Source organism: Tepidibacter thalassicus DSM 15285, assembly GCF_900129915.1.
Classification (GTDB): Bacteria; Bacillota; Clostridia; order Peptostreptococcales; family Peptostreptococcaceae; genus Tepidibacter; species Tepidibacter thalassicus.
In genome coordinates, this window is record NZ_FQXH01000027.1 from 1 (window position 1) to 24,282 (window position 24,282).

The 24,282-nt window shown below is 31.7% G+C and carries 41 protein-coding genes and 1 rRNA gene; all 42 read right to left on the reverse strand.

Annotation, left to right across the window (positions count from 1 at the left end):
- Nucleotides 1-314, reverse strand: a 16S ribosomal RNA gene (locus tag BUA19_RS09690); the annotation flags it as partial.
- 172 nt (nucleotides 315-486) lie between these two features.
- Entirely contained in the window at nucleotides 487-1,710 is a 1,224-nt protein-coding gene (locus tag BUA19_RS09695) for a NupC/NupG family nucleoside CNT transporter (RefSeq protein ID WP_072726015.1), read from the reverse strand.
- A gap of 271 nt (nucleotides 1,711-1,981) precedes the next feature.
- Nucleotides 1,982-2,692: an N-acetylmuramoyl-L-alanine amidase CwlD gene (gene cwlD / locus BUA19_RS09700; protein ID WP_242939280.1), complete on the reverse strand. Its 711-nt coding sequence runs from the start codon at nucleotides 2,690-2,692 to the stop codon at nucleotides 1,982-1,984.
- Between the two features lie 63 nt (nucleotides 2,693-2,755).
- Complete coding sequence (gene rpsI, locus BUA19_RS09705; protein WP_072726017.1) at nucleotides 2,756-3,148, reverse strand: 30S ribosomal protein S9; 393 nt, start codon at nucleotides 3,146-3,148, stop codon at nucleotides 2,756-2,758.
- A gap of 29 nt (nucleotides 3,149-3,177) precedes the next feature.
- Nucleotides 3,178-3,606, reverse strand: a complete 429-nt coding sequence (rplM, locus tag BUA19_RS09710; RefSeq protein ID WP_072726019.1) for a 50S ribosomal protein L13 — start codon at nucleotides 3,604-3,606, stop codon at nucleotides 3,178-3,180.
- A 119-nt stretch (nucleotides 3,607-3,725) separates the two neighbouring features.
- Nucleotides 3,726-4,457, reverse strand: coding sequence for a tRNA pseudouridine(38-40) synthase TruA (truA, locus tag BUA19_RS09715; RefSeq protein ID WP_072726021.1), 732 nt, complete (start codon nucleotides 4,455-4,457; stop codon nucleotides 3,726-3,728).
- An 8-nt stretch (nucleotides 4,458-4,465) separates the two neighbouring features.
- Nucleotides 4,466-5,263 (reverse strand): energy-coupling factor transporter transmembrane component T family protein, encoded by a 798-nt coding sequence (locus tag BUA19_RS09720; protein ID WP_072726023.1) that lies wholly within the window; start codon nucleotides 5,261-5,263, stop codon nucleotides 4,466-4,468.
- Nucleotides 5,263-6,120 (reverse strand): energy-coupling factor transporter ATPase, encoded by an 858-nt coding sequence (locus tag BUA19_RS09725; protein WP_072726025.1) that lies wholly within the window; start codon nucleotides 6,118-6,120, stop codon nucleotides 5,263-5,265. Before BUA19_RS09725 ends, BUA19_RS09720 begins: the two co-directional genes overlap by 1 nt.
- Nucleotides 6,111-6,941, reverse strand: coding sequence for an energy-coupling factor transporter ATPase (locus BUA19_RS09730; protein ID WP_072726027.1), 831 nt, complete (start codon nucleotides 6,939-6,941; stop codon nucleotides 6,111-6,113). The genes BUA19_RS09725 and BUA19_RS09730 overlap by 10 nt, the downstream gene beginning before the upstream one ends.
- 127 nt (nucleotides 6,942-7,068) lie before the next feature.
- Nucleotides 7,069-7,410 carry a 50S ribosomal protein L17 gene (gene rplQ, locus BUA19_RS09735; RefSeq protein ID WP_072726029.1) on the reverse strand — a complete coding sequence of 114 codons (342 nt, stop codon included), beginning with the start codon at nucleotides 7,408-7,410 and terminating at the stop codon, nucleotides 7,069-7,071.
- Between the two features lie 18 nt (nucleotides 7,411-7,428).
- A complete protein-coding gene (locus BUA19_RS09740; RefSeq protein WP_072726030.1) occupies nucleotides 7,429-8,376 on the reverse strand; it encodes a DNA-directed RNA polymerase subunit alpha in 948 nt (315 codons plus the stop codon).
- A gap of 68 nt (nucleotides 8,377-8,444) precedes the next feature.
- Entirely contained in the window at nucleotides 8,445-9,068 is a 624-nt protein-coding gene (rpsD, locus tag BUA19_RS09745) for a 30S ribosomal protein S4 (protein WP_072726032.1), read from the reverse strand.
- A 24-nt stretch (nucleotides 9,069-9,092) separates the two neighbouring features.
- Entirely contained in the window at nucleotides 9,093-9,491 is a 399-nt protein-coding gene (gene rpsK, locus BUA19_RS09750; RefSeq protein ID WP_072726033.1) for a 30S ribosomal protein S11, read from the reverse strand.
- Between the two features lie 24 nt (nucleotides 9,492-9,515).
- Nucleotides 9,516-9,887, reverse strand: a complete 372-nt coding sequence (gene rpsM / locus BUA19_RS09755; RefSeq protein WP_072726035.1) for a 30S ribosomal protein S13 — start codon at nucleotides 9,885-9,887, stop codon at nucleotides 9,516-9,518.
- 150 nt (nucleotides 9,888-10,037) lie between these two features.
- Nucleotides 10,038-10,151 carry a 50S ribosomal protein L36 gene (rpmJ, locus tag BUA19_RS09760; protein WP_039312872.1) on the reverse strand — a complete coding sequence of 38 codons (114 nt, stop codon included), beginning with the start codon at nucleotides 10,149-10,151 and terminating at the stop codon, nucleotides 10,038-10,040.
- A 30-nt stretch (nucleotides 10,152-10,181) separates the two neighbouring features.
- Nucleotides 10,182-10,400, reverse strand: coding sequence for a translation initiation factor IF-1 (infA, locus tag BUA19_RS09765; RefSeq protein WP_071119021.1), 219 nt, complete (start codon nucleotides 10,398-10,400; stop codon nucleotides 10,182-10,184).
- Between the two features lie 28 nt (nucleotides 10,401-10,428).
- Nucleotides 10,429-10,707 carry a KOW domain-containing RNA-binding protein gene (locus BUA19_RS09770; protein WP_072726037.1) on the reverse strand — a complete coding sequence of 93 codons (279 nt, stop codon included), beginning with the start codon at nucleotides 10,705-10,707 and terminating at the stop codon, nucleotides 10,429-10,431.
- Between the two features lie 23 nt (nucleotides 10,708-10,730).
- Nucleotides 10,731-11,480: a type I methionyl aminopeptidase gene (gene map, locus BUA19_RS09775; protein WP_072726039.1), complete on the reverse strand. Its 750-nt coding sequence runs from the start codon at nucleotides 11,478-11,480 to the stop codon at nucleotides 10,731-10,733.
- On the reverse strand, nucleotides 11,480-12,130 hold the full coding sequence (locus BUA19_RS09780; protein ID WP_072726041.1) for an adenylate kinase: 651 nt from the start codon (nucleotides 12,128-12,130) through the stop codon (nucleotides 11,480-11,482). The genes map and BUA19_RS09780 overlap by 1 nt, the downstream gene beginning before the upstream one ends.
- 50 nt (nucleotides 12,131-12,180) lie before the next feature.
- A complete protein-coding gene (gene secY / locus BUA19_RS09785) occupies nucleotides 12,181-13,449 on the reverse strand; it encodes a preprotein translocase subunit SecY (protein ID WP_072726043.1) in 1,269 nt (422 codons plus the stop codon).
- Nucleotides 13,450-13,893, reverse strand: coding sequence for a 50S ribosomal protein L15 (rplO, locus tag BUA19_RS09790; protein ID WP_072726046.1), 444 nt, complete (start codon nucleotides 13,891-13,893; stop codon nucleotides 13,450-13,452).
- Between the two features lie 30 nt (nucleotides 13,894-13,923).
- Nucleotides 13,924-14,100 (reverse strand): 50S ribosomal protein L30, encoded by a 177-nt coding sequence (rpmD, locus tag BUA19_RS09795; protein WP_072726048.1) that lies wholly within the window; start codon nucleotides 14,098-14,100, stop codon nucleotides 13,924-13,926.
- A 12-nt stretch (nucleotides 14,101-14,112) separates the two neighbouring features.
- Nucleotides 14,113-14,619: a 30S ribosomal protein S5 gene (gene rpsE / locus BUA19_RS09800; protein ID WP_072726050.1), complete on the reverse strand. Its 507-nt coding sequence runs from the start codon at nucleotides 14,617-14,619 to the stop codon at nucleotides 14,113-14,115.
- 18 nt (nucleotides 14,620-14,637) lie between these two features.
- On the reverse strand, nucleotides 14,638-15,006 hold the full coding sequence (gene rplR, locus BUA19_RS09805; RefSeq protein WP_072726052.1) for a 50S ribosomal protein L18: 369 nt from the start codon (nucleotides 15,004-15,006) through the stop codon (nucleotides 14,638-14,640).
- 35 nt (nucleotides 15,007-15,041) lie between these two features.
- On the reverse strand, nucleotides 15,042-15,581 hold the full coding sequence (rplF, locus tag BUA19_RS09810; protein ID WP_072726054.1) for a 50S ribosomal protein L6: 540 nt from the start codon (nucleotides 15,579-15,581) through the stop codon (nucleotides 15,042-15,044).
- A 28-nt stretch (nucleotides 15,582-15,609) separates the two neighbouring features.
- A complete protein-coding gene (gene rpsH, locus BUA19_RS09815; RefSeq protein ID WP_072726056.1) occupies nucleotides 15,610-16,008 on the reverse strand; it encodes a 30S ribosomal protein S8 in 399 nt (132 codons plus the stop codon).
- A gap of 22 nt (nucleotides 16,009-16,030) precedes the next feature.
- Nucleotides 16,031-16,216, reverse strand: a complete 186-nt coding sequence (locus BUA19_RS09820; RefSeq protein ID WP_072726058.1) for a type Z 30S ribosomal protein S14 — start codon at nucleotides 16,214-16,216, stop codon at nucleotides 16,031-16,033.
- Between the two features lie 17 nt (nucleotides 16,217-16,233).
- On the reverse strand, nucleotides 16,234-16,776 hold the full coding sequence (rplE, locus tag BUA19_RS09825; protein WP_072726060.1) for a 50S ribosomal protein L5: 543 nt from the start codon (nucleotides 16,774-16,776) through the stop codon (nucleotides 16,234-16,236).
- A 23-nt stretch (nucleotides 16,777-16,799) separates the two neighbouring features.
- Complete coding sequence (gene rplX / locus BUA19_RS09830) at nucleotides 16,800-17,108, reverse strand: 50S ribosomal protein L24 (RefSeq protein ID WP_072726086.1); 309 nt, start codon at nucleotides 17,106-17,108, stop codon at nucleotides 16,800-16,802.
- 23 nt (nucleotides 17,109-17,131) lie between these two features.
- Nucleotides 17,132-17,500, reverse strand: a complete 369-nt coding sequence (gene rplN / locus BUA19_RS09835) for a 50S ribosomal protein L14 (protein WP_072726062.1) — start codon at nucleotides 17,498-17,500, stop codon at nucleotides 17,132-17,134.
- Between the two features lie 23 nt (nucleotides 17,501-17,523).
- Nucleotides 17,524-17,778, reverse strand: coding sequence for a 30S ribosomal protein S17 (rpsQ, locus tag BUA19_RS09840; RefSeq protein ID WP_072726064.1), 255 nt, complete (start codon nucleotides 17,776-17,778; stop codon nucleotides 17,524-17,526).
- 27 nt (nucleotides 17,779-17,805) lie between these two features.
- On the reverse strand, nucleotides 17,806-18,009 hold the full coding sequence (gene rpmC / locus BUA19_RS09845; RefSeq protein ID WP_072726065.1) for a 50S ribosomal protein L29: 204 nt from the start codon (nucleotides 18,007-18,009) through the stop codon (nucleotides 17,806-17,808).
- Nucleotides 17,999-18,442 (reverse strand): 50S ribosomal protein L16, encoded by a 444-nt coding sequence (rplP, locus tag BUA19_RS09850; protein ID WP_072726067.1) that lies wholly within the window; start codon nucleotides 18,440-18,442, stop codon nucleotides 17,999-18,001. The genes rpmC and rplP overlap by 11 nt, the downstream gene beginning before the upstream one ends.
- Nucleotides 18,443-18,475: 33 nt before the next feature.
- On the reverse strand, nucleotides 18,476-19,231 hold the full coding sequence (rpsC, locus tag BUA19_RS09855; RefSeq protein WP_072726069.1) for a 30S ribosomal protein S3: 756 nt from the start codon (nucleotides 19,229-19,231) through the stop codon (nucleotides 18,476-18,478).
- A 16-nt stretch (nucleotides 19,232-19,247) separates the two neighbouring features.
- Nucleotides 19,248-19,580, reverse strand: coding sequence for a 50S ribosomal protein L22 (gene rplV / locus BUA19_RS09860; protein WP_072726071.1), 333 nt, complete (start codon nucleotides 19,578-19,580; stop codon nucleotides 19,248-19,250).
- A 30-nt stretch (nucleotides 19,581-19,610) separates the two neighbouring features.
- Nucleotides 19,611-19,892, reverse strand: coding sequence for a 30S ribosomal protein S19 (gene rpsS / locus BUA19_RS09865; RefSeq protein WP_072726073.1), 282 nt, complete (start codon nucleotides 19,890-19,892; stop codon nucleotides 19,611-19,613).
- A gap of 34 nt (nucleotides 19,893-19,926) precedes the next feature.
- Nucleotides 19,927-20,757 carry a 50S ribosomal protein L2 gene (rplB, locus tag BUA19_RS09870; RefSeq protein ID WP_072726075.1) on the reverse strand — a complete coding sequence of 277 codons (831 nt, stop codon included), beginning with the start codon at nucleotides 20,755-20,757 and terminating at the stop codon, nucleotides 19,927-19,929.
- Nucleotides 20,758-20,789: 32 nt separating this feature from the next.
- Nucleotides 20,790-21,080 (reverse strand): 50S ribosomal protein L23, encoded by a 291-nt coding sequence (gene rplW, locus BUA19_RS09875; RefSeq protein WP_072726077.1) that lies wholly within the window; start codon nucleotides 21,078-21,080, stop codon nucleotides 20,790-20,792.
- Nucleotides 21,080-21,703, reverse strand: a complete 624-nt coding sequence (gene rplD, locus BUA19_RS09880; RefSeq protein ID WP_072726079.1) for a 50S ribosomal protein L4 — start codon at nucleotides 21,701-21,703, stop codon at nucleotides 21,080-21,082. The genes rplW and rplD overlap by 1 nt, the downstream gene beginning before the upstream one ends.
- Nucleotides 21,704-21,731: 28 nt before the next feature.
- Nucleotides 21,732-22,364: a 50S ribosomal protein L3 gene (gene rplC, locus BUA19_RS09885; protein ID WP_072726081.1), complete on the reverse strand. Its 633-nt coding sequence runs from the start codon at nucleotides 22,362-22,364 to the stop codon at nucleotides 21,732-21,734.
- Between the two features lie 94 nt (nucleotides 22,365-22,458).
- Entirely contained in the window at nucleotides 22,459-22,770 is a 312-nt protein-coding gene (gene rpsJ / locus BUA19_RS09890) for a 30S ribosomal protein S10 (protein ID WP_072726082.1), read from the reverse strand.
- Between the two features lie 300 nt (nucleotides 22,771-23,070).
- On the reverse strand, nucleotides 23,071-24,264 hold the full coding sequence (gene tuf / locus BUA19_RS09895) for an elongation factor Tu (protein ID WP_072725971.1): 1,194 nt from the start codon (nucleotides 24,262-24,264) through the stop codon (nucleotides 23,071-23,073).
- Nucleotides 24,265-24,282 lie beyond the last annotated feature (18 nt).

Sequence of the window (24,282 nt, forward strand, 5' to 3'; positions counted from 1 at the left end):
TGTGGCCGATCACCCTCTCAGGTCGGCTACCCATCGTCGCCTTGGTGAGCTTTTACCTCACCAACTAGCTAATGGGACGCGGGCCCATCCTATACCGCTTTCGCTTTGACTATGATAAGATGCCTTATCTTAGCTTTATCCCGTATTAGCATACCTTTCGGTATGTTATCCGTGTGTATAGGGCAGGTTACCCACGCGTTACTCACCCGTCCGCCGCTAGGATCCAAGAGCAAGCTCTTTTCTCCTCGCTCGACTTGCATGTGTTAGGCACGCCGCCAGCGTTCATCCTGAGCCAGGATCAAACTCTCAAAACAAAATTTCGTTACTGGCTTTACCTACTGTTTAGTTTTCAAAGTTCAATTTTCTTGCCCTCTCATCGAGGACAAGTAATAATATATCACCTTTGTTTTTCATTGTCAACACTTTTTTTAATTTTTTATCAAAAAACTAAAAAAGCCGGTTAAAACCGACTTTTTTAAATTATCATTAAATTAACATCCCCGCTATAGAAGCAGTTAAGAAAGCTGCAACTGTTCCACCTATTAAAGCCTTTATACCTAATTGAGCAAGCTCACTTCTTCTATTTGGAGCTAAACCTCCTATACCTCCTAATTGTATTGCTATAGAAGAGAAATTAGCAAATCCACATAATGCATAAGTTAATATTGTTATTGTTCTAGGTTGAAGTGTTCCATTTTTGATATGTTCAGCTAATTGAGCATAAGCAACAAACTCATTTACAACAGTCTTTGTTCCTAATAAAGAACCTGCAGCTACCATATCTTGTGCTGGAATACCCATTATATATGCAAGCGGAGCACATATATAACCTAATATTGTTTCTAAATTCAATCCACTTACTCCTACGAAATTTCCTATTCCTTCAATACCCGCATTAACCATGGCTATAAGAGCAACAAAAGCTAAAAGCATCCCTGCAACATTAAGAGCAAGTTGTAATCCTTCTGAAGCTCCTCTAGCTGCTGCATCTATTATATTAGCATCTATTTTTTCTACTTCAAATTCAACATTTCCCTTTGTAACCGATTCCTCAGTTTCCGGAACTATAATTTTAGCTGCTACTAACGCCGCAGGTGCTGACATTACAGACGCTGCTATTAAGTGTCCTGCATCTACTCCCATTCCTACATAACCAGCCATAACTCCACCGGCAACAGTAGCCATTCCACCTATCATTACTGCATTTAACTCTGATCTTGTCATTTTTTCAATATATGGCTTTATAACTAAAGGTGCTTCTGTTTGTCCTACAAATATGTTTGCTGCTGCTGATAAAGATTCTGCTCCTGATGTTCCCATGAATTTAGCCATAAAACTTGCAATGTATCTAATTATAAACTGCATAACTCCTAAATGATACAATACTGACATAAGCGATGAAAAAAATATTATAGTAGGTAATACTTGAAAAGCAAATATGAATCCAAAACTATTCACATCATTAACTAATCCACCAAATAAAAATCCAGAACCTTCTTTAGTAAAATCTAAAATCTTAGTTACAAAATCCGATAACTTTTCAAATACCATTCTTCCTATACTAGTTTTTAATATTATAAATGCAAATACAACTTGAATAAAAATACCTATAGATACTAATCTAATATCTATCTTTTTCTTATTTTCAGATATTAGAAAACAAATACCTAAAAGAACAAATATTCCTATTAAACTTATAAACCTTTCCATACGTTTTCCTCCCTCATGCATCCTTTATGTCCTTTTTTACACCGACAAAAAATATGTTATCATATTTTGTCACAATATGCAATTCAAATTATAAAAAATATTTAATTATTATTTAGAATTTAATGTAATTTTATAATTTATTGAATAATTTACGATTTATTTTTTTCAATGTTCGCATTATATATAAACAATGTATAAACCTAAAAAATAAACAAACGAGTTTCTAATTTACAAAAAAAAATATGCTCTTTTTCAGCATATTTTTTCTATATTAATTAATAGCATTAAAATATTTTTGTATTCCTATATAAATTGCCCACGCTATTTTATTTTGATAATCATCCCTTTTTAAAAGCTCCTCTTCTTTTGAATTTGATAAAAATCCACATTCTATTAATACAGATGGTATGCTATTCCCTTTTAATAAATACAAATCATCTCTACCTTTAGGCTGTCTATTATTACTCTTATCTAAAACTCTTTTTAATTCTTCTTGAATTAACAAAGCTAATTTTTTACTTTCCTCATCATTTTTAGGATATAATGTTTGTGCTCCATAATACTTATTATTAATAAAACTATTTAAATGTATTGATATAAATACATCTGCTTTAGATTCTTTTATGAGTCTTTTTCTATTTCTTAAATTTTCATTATATTTCTGTCTAATAGTTTTATTATTATCTTCTATATACAAACTTTCATCTTTTTCTCTAGTTAAAAGAACTAATGCTCCACTTTCTTCTAGCAACTCCCTAACTTTCAAAGTTATCTTTAAATTTATATTTTTTTCTAAAGATGTTTTGCCTAAAGCTCCAGGATCTATACCGCCATGGCCAGCATCAATTATTATAACTTTATTAGTAACAGGCATATTTATAGTAGTTTTAGATGTATTATGATTAATCAAAGCTATTATTCCTAATAAAACCATTAAAAAAACAAACACGTATAAATACTTTTTTTTTAAAAAAATAATCACCTATCATCACCCTGTAAATATATATGAAAAAAGACTTTGGAATATTCCAAAGTCTTTTGACAACTATCTTTTTGAGAATTGTGGAGCTCTTCTTGCAGCTTTTAATCCATATTTCTTTCTTTCTTTCATTCTTGGGTCTCTAGTTAAAAATCCAGCTTTCTTTAAAACAGGTCTTAATTCTTCATCAGCTTTAATTAAAGCTCTTGATATACCATGTCTTATAGCTCCTGCTTGACCCGTAAATCCGCCACCTTCAACTTTTACTATAACATCGTATTTTCCTTCAGTTTCAGTAAGAACTAAAGGTTGCTTAACATCTCTTTTTAATGTTTCATAATCAAAATACTCATCTAAACTTCTTCCATTTATTGTTATATTTCCTTCTCCAGCAACTAATCTAACTCTTGCTACTGAATGCTTTCTTCTACCAGTTCCATAATATTGAACATTTGCCATAGCTAACTCCTCCTTTCAACAAAAAATAACTATATGTCTAAACTTTCTGGATTTTGAGCTGAATGAATATGCTCAGGACCAGCAAATACTCTTAATCTTTTCATCATTCTACTTCTTAATTTATTTTTTGGAAGCATACCTTTTACAGCATGTCTTATAACTTCTTCTGGTTTTTCAGCTAAAAGTCTTCTATAAGGAATTTCTACTAATCCCCCTATATAACCAGTATGATATCTATACATTTTTTGATCTAATTTCTTTCCTGTTAACTTAATTTTCTCAGCATTAACAACAACAACAAAATCTCCACCATCTACGTGAGGAGTAAATGTAGGTTTATGCTTTCCTCTTAATATTTTTGCAATTTCACTAGCTAAACGACCTAAAGTTTTGCCTTCAGCATCTACTAAATACCATTTTCTTTGAACTTCACTTGGCTTACCAACATATGATTTCATTGCTTTCCCTCCTTACTCTCCTTTTATATACACAATTAACCGTTTATATAAAGTCCGGGGCTAGTGGACTCATAAACACACTCTAATACATTTTAATACATTGACCCAGGTGTGTCAAGCTAATAATATACTTTTTTCAAAAATAATCCACATGCAGGAGCAGTATGTCCTGCCTTATTTCTATCCTTACAATCTATGATATTTTTCAAACTAATATCTATTTTACCTCTTCCTATATCAACTAATGTTCCAACAATTATTCTCACCATATTGTATAAAAAACCATTTCCTTCAAATTCTAAAATTATCAAATCATCTTGTTTATTTATATTTACATCATATATAGTTCTAACTGTAGTTTTAACCGAAGAACCACTACTCATAAAAGATTTAAAATCATGTTCTCCTATAAGAAATTTAATTTCTTCTTTCATTTTATCAATATCCAAATCATATTTTACATAATATGAATAATTTCTATATATAGGTCTTTTATATTTACTATTGAGTATTACGTATTTATATCTTTTCTTTTTAGCAGAATATCTTGCATGAAAATTAAATGATACTTCTTTAGCATCTACTACACTAATATCATTGGGAAGTTTAGAATTTATAGCATTAGGTATTTTTTCTACAAGTATTTTACTATTTGTCATAAAATTCGCAACTTGGCCTATTGCATGTACTCCTGCATCTGTTCTTCCAGAAGAAATGAGATTTACTCTTTCTTTTGTTATTTTATAAATAGCTTCTTCTATTACCTGTTGTATAGACAATGTATTATTTTGTTTTTGCCATCCACCATAATTAGTTCCATCATATTCTATTGTAATCATTATATTTCGCATATCATCACCTATATAAATCTAGTCATTATTATTATAAAAAAATATAAAAATACTATGGTGTAAGCAATATAATCTCTTTTGTCCATTTTTATTTGTTTCATTCTGGTTCTATTTTCTCCACCTCTATAACACCTTGCTTCCATCGCCATAGCAAGTTCATCAGCTCGTCTAAATGCACTTATAAAAAGAGGAACTAATAAAGGAACTAAATTTTTTGCCCTACTTATTATATTTTTACTTTCAAAATCAGCTCCTCTCCCCATTTGCGCTTTCATTATTTTATCTGTTTCATCGAGCAATGTTGGTATAAATCTCAAAGCTATAGTCATCATCATAGCAAGTTCATGTGCTGGAACTCCTATCTTTTTAAAAGGATTTAATAATTTTTCTATTCCATCTGTAAGCTCTATAGGAGATGTAGCTAATGTAAGCAGAGATGTACCTACTACCAAAAATATTAATCTTAAAACCATAAACGAACCTTGCTTTAAACCTTCATCGTATATTTTTAAAGGTCCTATATGATACAATACATTTCCAGGTATCATAAATATATTTATCAAAAAAGTAAACATAAGTATAAACACAATAGGTTTTAACCCTTTAAAAATATATTTAAAAGGAATTTTCGATAATTTTAATAAAACACTTAAAAAAAAGAAAACTACACTATACGGATAAAAATCATTTATTATAAACAAAGAAGCCATAAACACAAATGTACCTATCAATTTAACTCTTGGATCTAATTTATGTATTATTGAATTTGTAGGATAATATTGTCCTATAGTTATATCTTTTATCATTACTTTTTACCCCTTATATAGTTTAATATTTCTTCTTTAGCTTCTTGTATAGTTATTATATCTTCTTTTATATTAAACCCTTTTTCTCTAAGTTTATTTACTAATTCTAAAACCTGAGGAATATCAAGTCCTATTTCTTTTAACCTTTTTCCATTTTTAAAAACTTCCCTTGGACTTCCTATCAATTCTACTTTTCCTTTATGCATCACAATTATCTTTTCTACTAATTTTGCCATATCTTCCATGCTATGAGAAGATATTATAATAGTCATTTTATATTTCTCATGTAAATATTTTATCTGAGATAATATCTCATCTCTTCCTCTCGGATCAAGTCCTGCTGTTGGTTCATCTAATATCAAAACATCAGGTTTCATTGCTATAATACCTGCTATTGCAACTCTCCTTTTTTGACCACCAGACAATTCAAAAGGAGATCTATCTTTAAATTTTTCATAATCAAGACCCACAATATACATTGATTCTTTTACTCTATTTTCTATTTCATATTCACTAAGCCCTAAATTACTTGGTCCAAATGCTATATCTTTATATACTGTTTCTTCAAATAGTTGATATTCAGGATACTGAAAAACAACTCCTACTTTTTTTCTTATATCTGTCAAACTAATGTTAGGATCCGTTATATCTACTCCATTTACTATTATTTTTCCTGAATTCGGTCTCAAAAGCCCATTTAAATGTTGTATAAGAGTAGATTTCCCAGAACCTGTATGACCAATAATTCCAACAAATTCCCCACTTTTTATTTCAAAACTCACTCCATCTAAAGCTACACTTTCAAAAGGAGAACTAGGATTATATATATATACTAAATCTTTAATTATTATTGACATAAATTTATCACCATCTCATCTACTGTTAATATGTCTGAATCTATATCTAATCCCTCTTTTTTTAATTCATAAGCGAGCTCTGTCATAAATGGAACATCTAATCCTAACTCCTTTAATTTTTCTACTTGAGTAAATATTTCTCTTGGTGGTCCTTGCATCACAATCTTTCCCTTTTCCATTACTATCACTCTATCAGCATCTACTGCTTCTTCCATAAAATGAGTTATATGAATTATAGTAATATTATCTTCTTTATTCAATTTTTTTATAGTATTTATCACTTCTTTTCTTCCAGAAGGATCAAGCATAGCAGTTGGTTCATCTAATATTAAAACATCAGGTTTCATTGCTATAATACCCGCTATTGCAACTCGTTGTTTTTGTCCACCTGATAACAAATGAGGAGGTTTATTTTTTAATTCATACATGCCTACAAATTTTAAAGACTCTTCTACTCTCTTTTTTATTTCACCAGGATCAAGTCCTAAATTTTCTGGTCCAAAAGCAACATCTTCTTCTACAACTGTTGCAACAATTTGATTATCTGGATTTTGAAAAACCATCCCTGCGCTTTGTCTTATATCCCAAACCTTCGAATCGTCTTTAGTATTAATTCCCTTTATATATATATTTCCTTTTGTAGGTTTAAATATTGCATTTAAATTTTTAGATAATGTAGATTTCCCTGAACCATTATGTCCTATAATTACTACAAATTCTCCTCTTTTAATATTTAAACTTATATTATCTAAAGCTTTCGATTCCAATCCATCTTGTATATACTCAAAAGAAACGTTGTCAATTTTTACTATATTATCCATATTTTAAACCTCTCTTTAATGAACTACAATCTAAATTATATTATATAAAAATAGAGAGTTTTTTTAAAGCAAAAAAATTTTTATACAAAAAATAGGAATTAAGCTATTAGCCTAATTCCATCTCTACTTATACTAATTCTATTATCGCCATTTCAGCTCCGTCACCTTTTCTAACACCAAGTTTAATTATTCTAGTATATCCACCATTTCTTTCTTGATACTTAGGAGCTATTTCATCAAATAAACTTTTGATTACTGTTTTATCTAAAACGTAAGCTGCTACTTGACGTCTAGCATGAAGATCTCCTCTTTTTGCTAAAGTTATCATTTTCTCAGCCATTCTACGTGTTTCTTTAGCTCTTGTTACAGTAGTTTCTATTCTTTTGTTCTTTAATAAATCAGTAACTAGATTTCTAAGCATCATGTTTCTGTGAGCAGTTACACGACCTAGCTTACGGTACTTAGCCATGCCTATCCCTCCTTTTTCCTAGTCTTCACTCGGTTTAAGACCTAGTCCTAACTCTTCTAATTTTTGAATAACTTCTTCTAATGATTTTTTACCTAAATTTCTAACTTTCATCATGTCTTCTTCTGTTTTGTTACTTAACTCTTCTACAGTATTTATACCCGCTCTCTTTAAGCAATTGTAAGATCTAACAGAAAGATCAAGTTCTTCTATAGTCATCTCTAAAACTTTTTCTTTCTTATCTTCTTCTTTTTCAACCATTATTTCAACATTTCCAACATGTTCTGTAAGGTTAATAAATAAGTTTAAATGTTCAACTAATATTTTTGCTCCCAGAGATATACCTTCTTGAGGATTTATGCTTCCATTTGTCCAAACCTCAAGTATCAACTTATCATAATCTGTTATTTGACCTACTCTTGTATTTTCTACTTTATAGCTAACTTTTTCAACAGGAGTATATATAGAATCTACAGGGATTATACCTATAGGCATGTTTTCAGTTTTATTATTCTCAGCTGGAACATAACCTCTTCCCCTATCTATATTTATCTCCATACTCAATTTAGCATCTTTATCTAAAGTTGCTATGTGTAAATCTTTACTTAATATTTCTACATCTGGAGGACATATTATATCCTCTCCTCTTACTACACCTTCACCTTGAGCTTCTATTTTTAAAGTTCTACTTCCTTCTCCTTCTATTTGTGCTGATAATTCTTTTAAAGAAAGAATTATTTCCGTTACATCCTCTTTTACTCCTGGAATTGTAGAAAACTCATGTAAAATTCCATCTATTTTTATAGATGTAACAGCAACTCCAGGTAAAGAAGAAAGTAATATTCTTCTTAATGCATTTCCTATTGTAATTCCATATCCTCTCTCTAGAGGCTCCACAACAAATTTACCATATCTATTGTCTTCACTTATTTCGACAATTTCTATTTTAGGCTTTTCTATTTCAATCATTAACAAAACCCTCCTTAATTTTTATTAATCCACTGAGGGCAAATAGTTCTATGATATAGCTTAATTTATTACTTAGAATAAAGCTCTACTATTAAATGCTCTGCAATTTCTAAATCTATATCTTCTCTTGTTGGTAAAGCAGTTATTTTTGCTTCCATTTTTTCAATATTTACATCCATCCATCTTGGAGCTGTTCTTGTATAGTTTTCAACAAGACCTTTAAATTTAACAGAAGATCTTGATTTCTCTTTTACTTGTATAACATCTCCTACTTCTACTGTCATAGATGGTATATTAGCTTTATGTCCATTTAATGTAAAATGTCCATGTCTTACTAATTGTCTTGCTTCTTTTCTTGAAGAAGCTAATCCCATTCTATAAACAACATTATCTAATCTTCTTTCAAGTAAACTAAGTAAGTTTTCCCCTGTTATTCCATGCATTTTTTCAGCACGCTCATATAAATTTCTAAATTGAGTTTCTAAAACTCCATATATTCTTTTAACTTTTTGCTTTTCTCTTAATTGTAATCCATAGTTAGAAGCTTTTTTTCTATTTTGTCCATGTTGTCCTGGAGCATAATTTCTTCTATCTATAGCACATTTACCTGTATAACATCTATCACCTTTAAGGAATAATTTCATTCCTTCTCTACGGCATAGTCTACATACTGCACCTGTATATCTTGCCATTTATTACACCTCCTACTATAATTATTACACTCTTCTTCTTTTTGGTGGTCTACATCCATTGTGTGGTATTGGAGTAACGTCTTTAATCATAGTAACTTCAAGTCCTGCAGCTTGTAAAGATCTTATAGCTGCTTCACGTCCTGATCCTGGTCCCTTTACAAATACTTCTATTGTTTTTAAACCATGTTCCATAGCAGCTTTAGCAGCAGTTTCTGCAGCCATTTGAGCTGCAAATGGAGTAGATTTTCTTGAACCTTTAAATCCTAATTGTCCTGCACTTGCCCAAGAAATTGCATTTCCATGAACATCAGTTATTGTTATTATAGTATTGTTAAAAGTTGATTGTATATGAGCATGACCACGTTCTATATTTTTACGTTCTCTTCTTCTAACACGTGTAGCTTTCTTTTTAGGCTTAGCCATCTTTTCTTCCCTCCTTATCTAACCTTATTTTTTCTTCTTACGAGATACAGTTTTTCTTGGTCCTTTTCTTGTTCTTGCATTTGTTTTAGTTTTTTGACCTCTCACTGGAAGTCCCTTCATGTGACGAATTCCTCTATAACATCTTATATCTCTAAGTCTCTTTATATTTAATGCTATTTCTCTTCTTAGATCTCCTTCAACGATATACTCAGAGTCTATTATTTTTCTTAATGTGTTTACTTCTTCTTCTGTTAAATCTTTTATTCTTGTATTAACATCTATACCAGCTTTTTTTAATATTTCATTTGAAGTAGCTCTTCCTATACCAAATATATAAGTTAAGCCTATTTCTGCCCTTTTATCTCTTGGTAAATCTACTCCGGCAATTCTCGCCATATCCTTGCACCTCCTATAACTTAAGTTATATCCTTGTTTTAAAAATTTTAATAAAATCCGAAGGCCTAGTTTATCTTAAGATCGTAAAGCTCTCTTAATTATCACAATTTAATATTATAATATATATACTCTTAAATTGCTAGCCCTATATTAACCTTGTTTTTGTTTGTGTTTTGGATTTTCACAAATAACCATTACTCTTCCTTTTCTTCTAATTACTTTACATTTTTCACAAATTGGTTTTACAGATGGTCTAACTTTCATACTTATCCCTCCTTAGACTAAATTACTAGTCTACTTCTTTCTCCAAGTAATTCGTCCTCTTGTTAAGTCATATGGTGATAATTCAACATTTACTTTATCACCTTCAAGTATTCTTATAAAATTCATTCTAAGTTTACCTGATATATGACATAATATCTCATGTCCATTTTCAAGTTTAACTTTAAACATCGCATTAGGTAAAGCTTCTACAACTGTACCTTCTAATTCAATAACATCTTTTTTGGCCATTAATTAACCAAACCTCCAATCACATAGACTAAAACATAGGATTTAGTCTCTTCAGCTCACATCTTAAAAAAGCATTATCAATCTTTTCATTACCTAAAATTTTACTTTTAACATTCTCTGATATAAGCTTATATTTGATTAAGTGTTTTACTTTTTTTAGTTTTGGTTTTTCAAGTTTTCTAAGGTCTCCATCAGATATTAATACGTATTCATCATCAACTATCTTCAATACAAAGAATAGTCTCCCTTTATCTCTACCTGATTTAGACATTACAACTTGACCAACACTTAAATCGTTTAATAACACTAATTTCACCTCTTTTACCTGGATTAAAGCCTTGTTAAAATCAAAGGCTCATCTCCAGTTATGGCTATGGTATGCTCATAATGAGCAGATTTTTTACCATCTATTGTTACAGAGGTCCATCCATCGCTTAATATTTTCACATGATAAGAACCTGCATTAACCATAGGTTCTATAGCTAATACCATTCCCTCTTGAAGCCTAGGTCCTTTGCCTGGAGGTCCATAATTGGGAATTTGAGGATCTTCATGCATTTCTGAACCGATTCCGTGCCCTACAAAATCTCTAACTACAGAAAAACCATTTTTTTCTACAAAAGTTTGAATTGCATGAGATATATCAGAAAGTCGATATCCAACTCTTGCAAATTTTATTCCTTCATAAAAACTCTGTTTAGTTATTTCTATAAGCTTTTTATCTTCACTAGATATTTTTCCTACAGCATGAGTTTTAGCTGCATCTCCATGATATCCTCTATAAAAAGCCCCTATATCTATACTTATTATATCTCCTTCTTCTAATACTCTCGAAGATGACGGAATTCCATGTACTACTTCTTCATTTATAGAAGCACATATAGATCCTGGATAGCCATGGTATCCTTTAAAAGAAGGTTCTGCTTTATATTTTCTTATAACTTTTTCTGCTATTTCATCTAAATCTTTTGTAGTTATTCCTGGTTTTATGTGATTTCTAATAACTTCATGAGCTTCAGCAACAATTTTACCTGCTTCTCTCATAAAGTCTATTTCTTTAGAAGATTTTATTATAATCATTATTTTTCACATCCTAATGCAGAAACTATATCTTCAAATACTTTATCTATAGGTTGCTCTCCATTAATAGTCGAAAGTATTTCTTTCTCTGAATAATAATCTATTAAAGGTTTAGTTTGATCTAAATAAACTTGTATTCTTTTAGATACAGTTTCTTCATTATCATCTGCCCTTTGATATAATTCTCCTCCACAAACATCACATTTACCTTCAACTTTAGAAGGATTAAATTTTATATGAAATGTAGCTCCACATTCCTTACAAATTCTTCTTCCAACAGCTCTATCTACCAAAATACTTTTATCTACTTCTATATTTATAACTTTATCAAGTTTCATATTGTATTCATATAAAACTTTATCTAACGCTTCTGCTTGAGCTACTGTTCTTGGAAAACCATCTAATAAGAACCCTTCTTTACAGTCTTCTTTTAACAATCTATCTTTTACTATTTCAACAACCAATTCATCAGGAACTAAAAGCCCTTTATCCATATATTCTTTAGCTTTTATACCAAGTTGTGTACCCTCTTTTATATTTTTTCTAAATATATCTCCAGTAGATATATGAGGTATTTTAAACTTCTCAACAATTCCTGAAGCCTGAGTTCCTTTTCCAGCTCCTGGAGGCCCAAGTAATATAAGTCTCATATTATCATCTCCGGGTATTAAATTTAGGCTAGGGGATATTTCCCCTAATCCTATTTTAAAAAGCCTTGATAATGCCTCATTAGCATTTGAGCTTCTATTTGTTTCATTGTTTCTAGAGCAACTCCCACTGCTATTAGTAAAGAAGTTCCTCCAAATCTAAATGGCATATTCCCAAATTGAAGTATTAAAGTTGGAAGAACAGCAATAGCTGCTAAGAAAATAGATCCAGCTAATGTAAGTCTTGTAAGAACATAATTTAAATATTCTTCCGTTGGCTTTCCAGGCCTTATTCCAGGTATAAACCCTCCATAGTTTTTCATGTTGTTCGAAATATCAGTTACATTAAAAGTAACTGCTGTGTAAAAATAAGTAAAGAATATTATCAACAAAGCGTCAAGTGCTATATATATCCAAACACCTGGATTTCCACTTGGCGATAACCATTTAGTTACAAATGCTTGAAAATCACCTTTAAAAAACAGTGATAGTGTTTGAGGAAATGCTAAAAGAGAAACTGCAAATATAACAGGAATAACACCCGCTTGATTCACCTTCATTGGTATATGAGTGCTTTGACCACCATACATTTTTCTTCCGGCTACTCTTTTAGCATACTGAACAGGTATTTTTCTCGTTCCCTGTTGTATAGCTATTACCGCTACAATTATAGCTATAGCTATAATTGCAAATATTATCAATTGTACTGCATTTATTTGATTTTCTTTAAACAATTTATAAGTTTGTATAAAAGAACCTGGAACTCTCGATATAATACCAATAAATATTATAAGAGATATTCCATTCCCTATTCCTTTTTCAGTTATTTTTTCTCCTAACCACATTAAAAATGAAGTTCCTGCAGTTAAAGTCAATACGACAACACTTACAGAGAAAAAGTCTTTAGAAATTAACGCTCCTCTAAACAATCCTAAACTTATACCTGTAGCCTGTATTAACGCTAAAATAATGGTTCCATATCTAGTATATTGAACCATCTTTTTCCTTCCTTCTTCTCCAGATTTGCTTAACTCTTCAAGGCTTGGAATAGCTATTGTTAAAAGCTGCATTATAATAGATGCAGTAATGTAAGGAGTTATGCTTAAAGCAAATATTGTAAATCGCCTAAAAGCTCCTCCAGCAACTAAATCATAGAAGGAAAGAAGACCCGCTTGGTCAACCACCTTCTTTATATAATTTATATCTACTCCAGGCACAGGTATTGAAGCACCAATTCTAAATACTGCAATCATCATTAAAGTATATAGAATTCTTTTTCTTAAATCAGGAATTTTCCAAGCATTTCTTAAGGTAGATAGCACCTAGATCACCTCTACCTTTCCTCCAGCCGCTTCTATTTTTTCAGTAGCTGATTTAGTAAACTTATGAGCTTTTACAACTAATTTTTTCTCTAAGTTACCTTCACCTAGTATTTTAACTCCATTTTTTTCTATCTTTCTTATAATTCCTTTTTCCTTAAGAACTTCTGGAGTTACTTCAGCACCGTCTTCAAATACATTTAATCTTTCTACATTTACTATTGAATAAACTTTTTTGAATGGATTATTAAAACCTCTCTTTGGAAGTCTTCTGTATATAGGCATCTGTCCACCTTCGAATCCTGGTCTTACTCCACCACCTGAACGAGCCCATTGTCCTTTTTGTCCACGTCCTGCAGTTTTACCTTGACCAGTAGCAGTACCTCTACCTAATCTCTTTCTTTCTTTAACAGCACCTTCGGCAGGTCTTAACTCATGTAATTTCATGACTACACCTCCTTATCCTAGTCTTATATATTAATCAACAACTTCTACTAAATGTTTTACTTTTTCTATCATTCCTCTTATTTGAGGATTATCAGGCTTTTCTACAACTTGTTCTCTTTTTCTAAGTCCAAGAGCTTCAATTGTTTTTCTTTGCTTAGGATTAGTTCCTATTATACTTCTCACTAATTTTATCTTTAAATTAGCCATCTAAATCCCTCCTTATCCTAGAAGGTCTTCTACCTTTTTACCTCTAAGCTTCGCTATTTCTTCAGCTGTTCTTAGAGATTTAAGTCCTTCTATAGTAGCATTTACCATATTTCTTGAATTATTAGATCCTAAAGATTTAGCTCTAACATCTTTTAATCCAGCAAGTTCAAGAACCGCACGAACTGGTCCCCCAGCTATAACTCCTGTACCTTCTTTAGCTGGCATTATTAATACTCTACCTGCACCAAAATGTCCTTCTACTTGATGTGGAATAGTAGTTCCAACTATCGGTATATGAATTAAATTTTTCTTAGCATCTTCAATTGCCTTTTTTATAGCATCTGGTACTTCCATAGCTTTACCAGTACCTATTCCTACATATCCGTTTTCATCTCCAACAACTACTAAAGCTGCAAATCTAAAATTTCTACCACCTTTAACAACTTTAGTAACACGTCTTATTTGAACAACTTTTTCTTTTAAATCAAGTTGTCTTGCATCTATAGGTTTACGAAGCATTTATTTCCCTCCTTTTTATTAAAATTCAAGGCCACCTTCTCTAGCTCCTTCAGCTAACTCTTTTACTCTACCATGATAGATGTATCCACCACGATCAAATACAACTTCTTTAATTCCTTTATCTAAAGCTTTTTTAGCTACTAATTTGCCAACAAGTCTTGCAGCTTCTTTATTTCCTGTGTGTTTTACACTATCTTTAACTTCAGATTCAAGTGATGAAGCTGAAACTAGTGTACATCTATTAACATCATCTATTATTTGAGCATAGATGTTATTATTACTTCTAAAAACATTAAGTCTTGGTCTTTCAGGAGTTCCACTTATTTTTTTACGAACTCTTTTATGTCTTTGAAGTCTTGTTTCGTTTTTGCTTACTTTTTTGAACACCCCTATTCACTCCTTTCTATCTTCTACCTTATTATCTATTTACCAGTTTTACCTTCTTTACGTCTTATAACTTCTCCAGCGTATCTAATTCCTTTTCCTTTATATGGTTCTGGCTCTCTCCAAGCTCTTATTTTAGCAGCATAGTTTCCTACTAACTGCTTATCTATACCTTTAACTATTATTTCTGTTTGATTAGGAACTTCAGTTGTAATTCCTTCTGGATCTTCCATCTCTACAGGATGTGAAAAACCTAATCCCATTACTAATTTTTTACCTTGTTTTTGAGCTCTATAACCTACACCAACTAACTCTAATTTTTTTTCAAATCCTTTTGTAACACCTTCAATCATATTTGAAATAAGTGTTCTTGTTAATCCGTGTAAAGATTTATGTTTTTTATTGTTTGTAGGTCTTTCAACTATTATTTTATTTTCTTCTTTAGTTATTTTCATATCTTCTACAAACTTTTGCTTAAGTTCTCCTTTAGGTCCTTTAACAGTTACGAAATTATTTTTCTCTATTATAACTTCTACGCCTTGTGGTATTTCAATTGGCTTTATACCTATTCTTGACATATCTACACCTCCTTACAGCGTTTTTATATTACCATACGTAACAAATAACTTCTCCGCCAACGCCTTCTTTTCTAGCTTGTTTATCAGTTAATATACCTTTTGAAGTAGATATTACCGAAATTCCAAGTCCATTTAAAACTTTAGGTATTTCATCTTTAGCAGCATAAACTCTCATGCCTGGTTTTGAAATTCTCTTAATTCCAGTTATAACTCTTTCATTTCCTCTTCCGTACTTTAATTGTATTCTTATTATTCCTTGTTTGCCGTCTTCTATAACATCATAACCTTTTATAAATCCTTCTTCTAAAAGAATTCTAGCAATTTCTTTCTTTATATTTGAAGCAGGTATGTCAACAGTTTCATGCTTAACTGTATTTGCATTTCTTATACGTGTTAGCATATCTGCTATTGGATCTGTCATTGTCATAGCTTTAACCTCCTTCCATGTATTACCAACTTGCTTTTTTTACTCCAGGAATTTGTCCTTTATAAGCTAATTCCCTAAAGCATATACGGCATATACCAAATTTTCTTAAAACAGCGTGTGGTCTACCACATATATTACATCTAGTATATTCTCTTGTTTTATACTTTTGTTTTCTTTGCTGTTTAACAACCATAGCTTTCCTAGCCACTGGAATCCCTCCTTTGCTTACTTAGAAAATGGCATTCCTAATAATTTTAGTAATTCACGAGCTTCTTCATCAGTTTTCGCAGTAGTAACGAATATTATATCCATACCACGAACTTTATCAACTTTATCATATTCTATCTCTGGATAAATTAATTGTTCTTTAATTCCTAGAGCATAGTTTCCTCTTCCATCAAATGAATTAGGATTTACTCCTCTAAAGTCCCTAACTCTCGGAAGTGAAATGTTCATTAATTTATCAACAAAGTGATACATTTTATCTCCTCTTAATGTTACTTTAGCACCAACTGGCATTCCTTCTCTTAATTTGAAGTTTGCAACTGATTTTTTTGCTCTAGTAACAACAGGTTTTTGTCCACTAATTAATGTTAATTCTTCTACTGCAGCTTCTAATCCTTTTGGATTTTCTCTCGCATCACCAATACCCATATTTATAACAACTTTTTCAAGTTTAGGTATTTCCATAACATTTTTATATCCAAATTTCTCCATTAAGGCTGGAGCAACTTCTTTTACGTATTTTTCCTTTAATCTTGAAGCCACTTTTAGTACCTCCTTTCAAGATATTATATTTCTTCTCCGGTCTTTCTAGATATTCTTACTTTTGTTCCATCTTCTAATACTTTAAAACCTACTCTTACACCCTTACCAGCTTTAGCATCAAATGGCATAACATTTGAAATATGAATAGCTGCTTCTTGATGTATTATTCCACCTTGTTGTACTTTAGCATTTGGCTTTTGATGTTTTGTAACCATATTTACGCCTTCAACTATAACTCTTTGAGTTTTAGGAAAAACTTTTAATACTTTTCCTTTTTTTCCTTTATCTTTTCCTGCTATAACTACAACAGTATCACCTTTTTTAACGCGCATCATTGTCCATTGCACCTCCTTAATTATAATACCTCTGGAGCAAGAGAAACTATTCTCATAAATTCTTTTTCTCTTAACTCTCTTGCAACAGGCCCGAAGATACGAGTTCCCACAGGAGTTTTATCATCTTTTATTATAACAGCAGCATTTTCATCAAACATTATATAGCTACCATCTTTACGTCTTAAACCTTGTTTACTTCTTACTATAACAGCTTTAACAACTTTTCCTTTTTTAACAACTCCACCAGGTGTTGCGCTTTTAACAGTAGCAACTACTACATCTCCGATATTTGCATACTTTCTGCCGCTTCCGCCTAAAACACGTATACATAATAATTCTTTAGCGCCTGAGTTGTCAGCAACTTTTAAACGTGTTTCTTGTTGTATCATTACAATCCCTCCTTTTGCCTGTATTATTTAGCTTTTTCTACAATTTCAACTAATCTCCATCTTTTATCTTTAGATAATGGTCTAGTTTCCATTATTTTAACTCTATCGCCAATTCTACATGCATTTTGCTCATCATGAGCTTTAAATTTCTTAGTTCTTTTTACTGCTTTTCCGTATAATGGATGACGAACAAATTCTTCTACAGCAACTACTATAGTTTTTTCCATTTTATCACTTACAACACGGCCTACTCTTACTTTTCTTCTTCCTCTTTCCATAATTAAAGCCTCCCTTCTCCTAAGCTATTAAGCTCTAGATTCTTTTAATTCTCTTTCTCTAAGGATGGTCTTTACTCTAGCTATATCTTTTTTTACTAATTTAACTCTAGAAGTATTTTCAAGTTGTCCTGTAGCCAATTGGAATCTTAAGCTAAATAATTCACTTTTTAATTCATTTAATTTTTGGCTTAATTCTGGGCTTGTCATTTCTCTTAATTCTTTAGCTTTCATCCGCTTCACCACCCTTTACTTCAGTTTCCTCACGTGTAACAAATTTACATTTAACAGGAAGCTTATGCATAGCAAGTCTCATAGCTTCTCTAGCTTTTTCTTCAGGTACACCTGCAAGTTCAAACATAACTCTACCAGGCTTTACTACAGCTACCCAATATTCTGGCGAACCTTTACCAGCACCCATACGAGTTTCAGCTGGCTTTCTAGTTACAGGTTTATGAGGGAATATTTTTATCCAAACTTTTCCCCCTCTTTTTATATATCTTGTCATCGCAACTCTGGCAGCTTCTATTTGATTAGAAGTTATCCAAGCTGGCTCTAAAGCAACTAAACCGTACTCTCCATAAGTAACTTTATTACCTCTTTGAGCTTGGCCTTTCATTCTACCTCTATGAACTCTACGACGTTTTACTCTTTTAGGCATTAACATGAGTATTTCCTCCTTCCTTATATCTACTTATTATTACGCATCTTTTCTTTCTGTTCTTTGAGTTCTTGAAGATCTATTGTCTCTTCTATTTCTTCTATTGTCTCTTCTATTTCTTCTATTATCTCTTCTTTCTTCCGCTCTTGGTGCAAAACCATTCTTAGTTGGAAGAACTTCTCCGTTGTAAACCCAAACTTTAATACCTATTTTTCCATAAGTTGTATCTGCTTCTGCAAATCCGTAATCAATATCAGCTCTTAAAGTTTGAAGTGGAACATTCCCTTCGCTATATCCTTCTGTTCTAGCCATTTCAGCTCCACCAAGTCTACCAGAAGAAGCGACTTTTATCCCTTTTACTCCTGCTTTCATAGCTCTTTGAATAGCTTGTTTCATAGCTCTTCTAAATGCAACCCTTCTTTCAATTGCTAAAGCTATATTTTCAGCTATTAATTGAGCATCTCTTTCAGGAGTTCTAACTTCTGAAATATTTATTAAAACATTTTTCTTAGTCATTTTTTCAAGTTCAGCTTTTAAAGCTTCAATTCCTGCTCCACCTTTACCTATTACCATACCAGGTTTTGCAACAAATAAGTTTATTTTTACTTTGTTAGCAGCTCTTTCTATTTCTATTTTAGAAACTCCAGATGTATATAATTTGCTTTTTAAAAATTTACGAATGTTATGGTCTTCTAATAAAAGAATTCCAAATTCTTTTTTACTTGCAAACCATCTTGAATCCCAGTCTTTTATTACCCCGACCCTTAAGCCGTGTGGGTTAACCTTTTGACCCATTGATTTCCCTCCTTATCTATTTCTCTTTTAATACTACACCTATATGACTTGTTCTTTTTCTTATAGTAGTAGCACGACCCATTGCTCTTGGCATATATCTCTTCATTGTAGGTCCTTGATTAGCATAAATTTCCGCAACATATAATTTATCTACATCCATATTATAATTGTTTTCAGCATTAGCCATAGCAGACTTTATAACCTTAGCTACTATTGGAGCAGCAGCTTTTGGTGTATATTTTAATATTGCTAAAGCTTCATTAGCATTTTTACCTCTAACAAGATCAACTACTTGACCTGCTTTTCTTGGTGATATACGTACAAATTTTGCAATTGCTCTAGCTTCCACGGTAATTACCTCCTTCCATTTTTTAATGGACTATTTTCTTTTTGAAGATTTTTCGTCATCTTTATGTCCTTTGAAAGTTCTTGTAGGAGCAAATTCTCCTAACTTATGTCCAACCATATCTTCAGTTATATAAACAGGTACATGTTTTCTTCCATCATGTACAGCTATAGTATGTCCTACCATTTGTGGAAATATAGTTGACGCTCTTGACCAAGTTTTTATAACCTTCTTTTCATTTGCTTCATTCATAGCTTCAATTTTCTTTAAAAGACGTGCATGGACAAAAGGCCCTTTCTTAGTTGATCTTCCCATTTATTTTCCTCCTTTCCACATCATAAAAAATTAACTATTTCTTTCTTCTTGATACTATTAATTTATCAGAAGCTTTATTTTTCTTACGAGTTTTGTATCCGATTGTTGGTTTACCCCAAGGAGTAACTGGTGTTGGTCTACCTATTGGAGCTCTACCTTCTCCACCACCGTGAGGGTGATCATTAGGGTTCATAACAGAACCTCTTACTGTTGGTCTAATACCCATATGTCTCTTTCTACCTGCTTTACCTATAGTAACATTGAAATGTTCTAAATTACCAACTTGTCCTATTGTAGCTCTACAATTAATATTAACAAGTCTCATTTCTCCAGATGGTAATCTTAATAAAGCATATTTTCCTTCTTTAGCCATTAACTGAGCTGATGCTCCTGCAGATCTTACCATTTGCCCACCTTTACCAGGCTTTAATTCTACATTGTGTACTAATGTACCCACAGGAATATCTTTTAATTTTAATGCATTACCAACTTTAATTTCTGCACCTTCTCCAGACATTACAGTGTCTCCAACTTTTAATCCATTAGGTGCTAATATATATGCTTTTTCTCCGTCAACATAAGCAAGTAACGCAATATTTGCTGATCTATTTGGATCGTATTCTATAGCAGTTACTTTTGCTGGAATACCATCTTTATTTCTCTTGAAATCTATTATTCTATATTTTCTTTTAGCTCCGCCACCTTTATGACGTACAGTTATCTTACCTTGAGCATTTCTTCCTGAATGTTTCTTTAAAGAAACAAGTAATGATTTTTCCGGTTCTTTTTTAGTTATTTCATCAGAAACTAAAACCGTCATTTGTCTTAAACCAGGAGAAGTTGGTTTAAAATTTTTAATAGCCATCTTATTTCCCTCCTTTTTTGCCTATTTCCTCATTATACTCCTTCAAAGAACTTTATTTCTTTGCTATCAGCAGTTAACTTAACAATTGCTTTTTTATAGCTTGCAGTTCTTCCTACATTTCTTCCCATTCTTTTTACTTTTCCTTTATAATTTAAAGTATTTACTTTATCCACTGTAACACCAAATACAGCTTCAACAGCCTTTTTTATTTCTGTTTTATTTGCTTTTTTATCTACGATAAAAGTATACTTCTTTTCAGCCATATCAGCCATACTTTGTTCACTTATAACAGGTTTTATAATTATATCATGTGGATTAGTCATTATGCGTACACCTCCTCCACTTTTTGAACAGCATCTTTAGTTATTATAAACGCATCATATTTTAATATATCATATACATTTATAGTATTAACAAGAGCTGTCTGAACGCCTTGAATATTTCTAGCTGATTTTATTACATTTTCGTTTTTATCTCCTAAAACTACTAATGCTTTTTTATTTACTTTTAAATTAGCTAATATTTTAGCAAATTCTTTAGTTTTTGGAGCATCCATATTTAATGAATCTAAAACTATTAATTCTCCATTTTGAACTTTTGAAGATAAAGCACACTTCATAGCAAGTCTTCTTACTTTCTTAGGTAAAGTATATCTGTAATTTCTTGGTTTTGGTGCAAATACAGTTCCTCCACCTATCCATTGAGGAGATCTTATGCTACCATGTCTTGCTCTACCTGTTCCTTTTTGTCTCCAAGGTTTTCTTCCTCCACCTCTTACTTCTGATCTAGTTTTAGCAGATTGAGTACCTTGTCTTTTATTAGCTAATTGATTCTTTACTACTTCATATAAAACGTGTTCATTGATTTCTACACCGAATACATTATCAGATAATACTATCTCATCAACTTTTTCACCGTTAATGTTTAATACATCTATCTTTGGCATTTTACATCCTCCTTTCTCCAAGGTTAAATTACTTACTTACTTTAACTGATTTTTTTATAGTAACTAATGAACCTTTTGCTCCTGGTATAGCACCTTTAACTAGCAATAAGTTCTTTTCTGCATCTACTCTCACTACTTCTAAATTTTGAATAGTTACTTTATCAACACCCATGTGTCCAGCTAATTTTTTGCCTTTAAATACTCTTGATGGATCACTACAAGCACCCATTGATCCAGGTCTTCTATGATATCTAGAACCGTGAGTTTCTGGTCCTCTACTTTGACCATGTCTTTTTATAACACCTTGGAATCCCTTACCTTTACTGATTCCTGTTACATCTACTTTTTCTCCTACTGAAAATACATCAGCTTTTATTTCTTGTCCTACTGTATATTCACTTACATTTTCCACTCTAAATTCTCTTAAATGTTTCTTAAATGCTACTCCTGCTTTTTCAAAATGTCCTTTTTCAGGCTTATTTAAAGATTTTTCTTTAGCATCTTCAAACCCTACTTGAATAGCATTATATCCATCATTTTCTAAAGTTTTAATTTGAGTAACAACTACAGGTCCTGCTTCAACTACAGTAACCGGAATAACTCTTCCTTCTTCATCGAATATTTGAGTCATTCCTATTTTTTTACCTAATATTCCTTTCATCAATTACACCTCCTATAATCTTACAGCGGATTACATTATTGTAATCATTCTAAGATAAGGTATATCTATATCCATATCTTAGTATCTAAATTAATTATAATTTAATCTCAATATCAACACCTGCTGGTAAATCTAATCTCATTAAAGAATCAACAGTTTTTGGTGTTGGACTAGTTATATCTATAAGTCTTTTATGAGTTCTTATTTCAAATTGTTCTCTAGAATCCTTATACTTATGAACTGCTCTTAATATAGTTATAACTTGTTTTTCAGTTGGTAACGGAACTGGTCCAGAAACTTTAGCTCCAGTCTTTTTCGCAGTTTCAACTATTTTTTTTGCTGATAAATCTAATATTTTGTGATCATATGATTTTAATCTTATTCTTATTTTTTCATTTTTAGCCATTTTATATTTCCCTCCTTTATCGCACGTTAAGTTTATACGTACGACTTGACACCTATACACTGCCCCGGGTGTGTTGTTGTAAAAACAGCAGCGCAGGATCTCGTCGCCCGATTCTAAGATACAGACATACTCTGTAAAAATTACCTGATGGCCAGCAACCTTCTACTTCATCGCATCTCTCAAACACACTATTACATTTTATATTATAATCATATATTTTTCAAGGTTTTTTTGATTTTTTTTAAAAAAATTTATACATCCACAAAAAAAGAGAAGGAAATATTTCCTTCTCTTTTTTTACTATTCTATTATAGAAGCAACTACTCCTGCTCCTACTGTTCTACCACCTTCACGAATAGCGAATCTTAATCCTTCTTCGATTGCTATTGGAGTGATTAATTCAACTTCCATAGTGATGTTATCTCCTGGCATTACCATTTCTGTTCCTTCTGGTAATTTGATTGATCCTGTAACGTCTGTTGTTCTAAAGTAGAATTGTGGTCTATATCCATCGAAGAATGGAGTATGTCTTCCTCCCTCTTCTTTCTTTAATACGTATACTTCTGCTTTGAATTTTGTGTGAGGATTTATTGTTCCTGGCTTAGCTAAAACTTGTCCTCTTTCTACTTCATCTCTTTGAACTCCTCTTAATAATGCTCCTATGTTATCTCCTGCTTGAGCTTCATCAAGAAGTTTTCTGAACATTTCTACTCCTGTTACTACTACTTTTCTTGGCTCATCTGTAAGTCCTACTATTTCTACTTCATCTTGTACTTTTAATATTCCTCTTTCTACTCTACCAGTTGCAACTGTTCCTCTTCCTGTAATTGAGAATACGTCTTCTACTGGCATTAAGAATGTCTTATCTACATCTCTTTGTGGTTCTGGTATATATTTGTCTATTTCTTCAAATAATTCTATTATTTTGTCTCCCCATTCACTGTTTGGATCTTCTAATGCTTTTAATGCTGATCCTCTTATTATTGGAGTATCATCTCCTGGGAAGTCATATTCATTTAATAAGTCTCTTACTTCCATTTCTACTAGTTCTAATAATTCTTCATCGTCTACCATATCACATTTGTTTAAGAATACTACTATGTATGGTACACCAACTTGTCTTGATAGTAATATATGCTCTCTTGTTTGAGGCATTGGACCATCTGCTGCAGAACAAACTAATATTGCTCCATCCATTTGTGCTGCTCCTGTAATCATGTTTTTAACGTAGTCAGCATGTCCTGGGCAGTCTACGTGTGCGTAGTGTCTATTTGGAGTTTCATACTCAACGTGTGCTGTTGAGATTGTGATTCCTCTTTCTCTTTCTTCTGGAGCTTTATCTATGTTTGAAAAATCTACTGCTTCTCCAAGTCCATATCTTGCATGTAATGTTTTTGTTATAGCAGCTGTTAATGTTGTTTTACCATGGTCTACGTGTCCTATTGTTCCAATGTTAACGTGTGGCTTAGTTCTTTCAAATTTAGCTTTTGCCATTTTTTCTTCCTCCTTTTT

What these genes read in the sequence shown, in the direction of transcription:
- BUA19_RS09695 (WP_072726015.1), bottom strand. Translation starts at nt 1,710, where the DNA reads ATGGAAAGGTTTATAAGTTTAATAGGAATATTTGTTCTTTTAGGTATT.
- rpsI (WP_072726017.1), bottom strand. Translation starts at nt 3,148, where the DNA reads ATGGCAAATGTTCAATATTATGGAACTGGTAGAAGAAAGCATTCAGTA.
- rplM (WP_072726019.1), bottom strand. Translation starts at nt 3,606, where the DNA reads ATGAAATCATATGTTGGTAAGCCAAGTGAAGTTCAAAGAAAATGGTAT.
- truA (WP_072726021.1), bottom strand. Translation starts at nt 4,457, where the DNA reads ATGCGAAATATAATGATTACAATAGAATATGATGGAACTAATTATGGT.
- BUA19_RS09720 (WP_072726023.1), bottom strand. Translation starts at nt 5,263, where the DNA reads ATGATAAAAGATATAACTATAGGACAATATTATCCTACAAATTCAATA.
- BUA19_RS09725 (WP_072726025.1), bottom strand. Translation starts at nt 6,120, where the DNA reads ATGTCAATAATAATTAAAGATTTAGTATATATATATAATCCTAGTTCT.
- BUA19_RS09730 (WP_072726027.1), bottom strand. Translation starts at nt 6,941, where the DNA reads ATGGATAATATAGTAAAAATTGACAACGTTTCTTTTGAGTATATACAA.
- rplQ (WP_072726029.1), bottom strand. Translation starts at nt 7,410, where the DNA reads ATGGCTAAGTACCGTAAGCTAGGTCGTGTAACTGCTCACAGAAACATG.
- BUA19_RS09740 (WP_072726030.1), bottom strand. Translation starts at nt 8,376, where the DNA reads ATGATTGAAATAGAAAAGCCTAAAATAGAAATTGTCGAAATAAGTGAA.
- rpsD (WP_072726032.1), bottom strand. Translation starts at nt 9,068, where the DNA reads ATGGCAAGATATACAGGTGCAGTATGTAGACTATGCCGTAGAGAAGGA.
- rpsK (WP_072726033.1), bottom strand. Translation starts at nt 9,491, where the DNA reads ATGGCTAAGCCTAAAAAGAAAGCTACACGTGTTAGAAGAAGAGAACGT.
- rpsM (WP_072726035.1), bottom strand. Translation starts at nt 9,887, where the DNA reads ATGGCGAGAATTGCCGGAGTAGATTTACCAAGAGATAAAAGGGCAGAA.
- rpmJ (WP_039312872.1), bottom strand. Translation starts at nt 10,151, where the DNA reads ATGAAAGTTAGACCATCTGTAAAACCAATTTGTGAAAAATGTAAAGTA.
- infA (WP_071119021.1), bottom strand. Translation starts at nt 10,400, where the DNA reads ATGGCCAAAAAAGATGTTATTGAATTAGAAGGTACAGTTGTAGAAGCT.
- map (WP_072726039.1), bottom strand. Translation starts at nt 11,480, where the DNA reads ATGATTATAATAAAATCTTCTAAAGAAATAGACTTTATGAGAGAAGCA.
- BUA19_RS09780 (WP_072726041.1), bottom strand. Translation starts at nt 12,130, where the DNA reads ATGAGACTTATATTACTTGGGCCTCCAGGAGCTGGAAAAGGAACTCAG.
- rplO (WP_072726046.1), bottom strand. Translation starts at nt 13,893, where the DNA reads ATGAAATTACATGAGTTAAGACCTGCCGAAGGTGCTGTTAAAGAAAGA.
- rpmD (WP_072726048.1), bottom strand. Translation starts at nt 14,100, where the DNA reads ATGGCTAATTTAAAGATAAAATTAGTGAGAAGTATAATAGGAACTAAT.
- rpsE (WP_072726050.1), bottom strand. Translation starts at nt 14,619, where the DNA reads ATGCTTCGTAAACCTATAGATGCAAGACAACTTGATTTAAAAGAAAAA.
- rplF (WP_072726054.1), bottom strand. Translation starts at nt 15,581, where the DNA reads ATGTCAAGAATAGGTATAAAGCCAATTGAAATACCACAAGGCGTAGAA.
- rpsH (WP_072726056.1), bottom strand. Translation starts at nt 16,008, where the DNA reads ATGACAATGACAGATCCAATAGCAGATATGCTAACACGTATAAGAAAT.
- rplX (WP_072726086.1), bottom strand. Translation starts at nt 17,108, where the DNA reads ATGCGCGTTAAAAAAGGTGATACTGTTGTAGTTATAGCAGGAAAAGAT.
- rplN (WP_072726062.1), bottom strand. Translation starts at nt 17,500, where the DNA reads ATGATACAACAAGAAACACGTTTAAAAGTTGCTGACAACTCAGGCGCT.
- rpsQ (WP_072726064.1), bottom strand. Translation starts at nt 17,778, where the DNA reads ATGGAAAGAGGAAGAAGAAAAGTAAGAGTAGGCCGTGTTGTAAGTGAT.
- rpmC (WP_072726065.1), bottom strand. Translation starts at nt 18,009, where the DNA reads ATGAAAGCTAAAGAATTAAGAGAAATGACAAGCCCAGAATTAAGCCAA.
- rplP (WP_072726067.1), bottom strand. Translation starts at nt 18,442, where the DNA reads ATGTTAATGCCTAAAAGAGTAAAACGTCGTAGAGTTCATAGAGGTAGA.
- rpsC (WP_072726069.1), bottom strand. Translation starts at nt 19,231, where the DNA reads ATGGGTCAAAAGGTTAACCCACACGGCTTAAGGGTCGGGGTAATAAAA.
- rpsS (WP_072726073.1), bottom strand. Translation starts at nt 19,892, where the DNA reads ATGGGAAGATCAACTAAGAAAGGGCCTTTTGTCCATGCACGTCTTTTA.
- rplB (WP_072726075.1), bottom strand. Translation starts at nt 20,757, where the DNA reads ATGGCTATTAAAAATTTTAAACCAACTTCTCCTGGTTTAAGACAAATG.
- rplW (WP_072726077.1), bottom strand. Translation starts at nt 21,080, where the DNA reads ATGACTAATCCACATGATATAATTATAAAACCTGTTATAAGTGAACAA.
- rplD (WP_072726079.1), bottom strand. Translation starts at nt 21,703, where the DNA reads ATGCCAAAGATAGATGTATTAAACATTAACGGTGAAAAAGTTGATGAG.
- rplC (WP_072726081.1), bottom strand. Translation starts at nt 22,364, where the DNA reads ATGAAAGGAATATTAGGTAAAAAAATAGGAATGACTCAAATATTCGAT.
- rpsJ (WP_072726082.1), bottom strand. Translation starts at nt 22,770, where the DNA reads ATGGCTAAAAATGAAAAAATAAGAATAAGATTAAAATCATATGATCAC.
- tuf (WP_072725971.1), bottom strand. Translation starts at nt 24,264, where the DNA reads ATGGCAAAAGCTAAATTTGAAAGAACTAAGCCACACGTTAACATTGGA.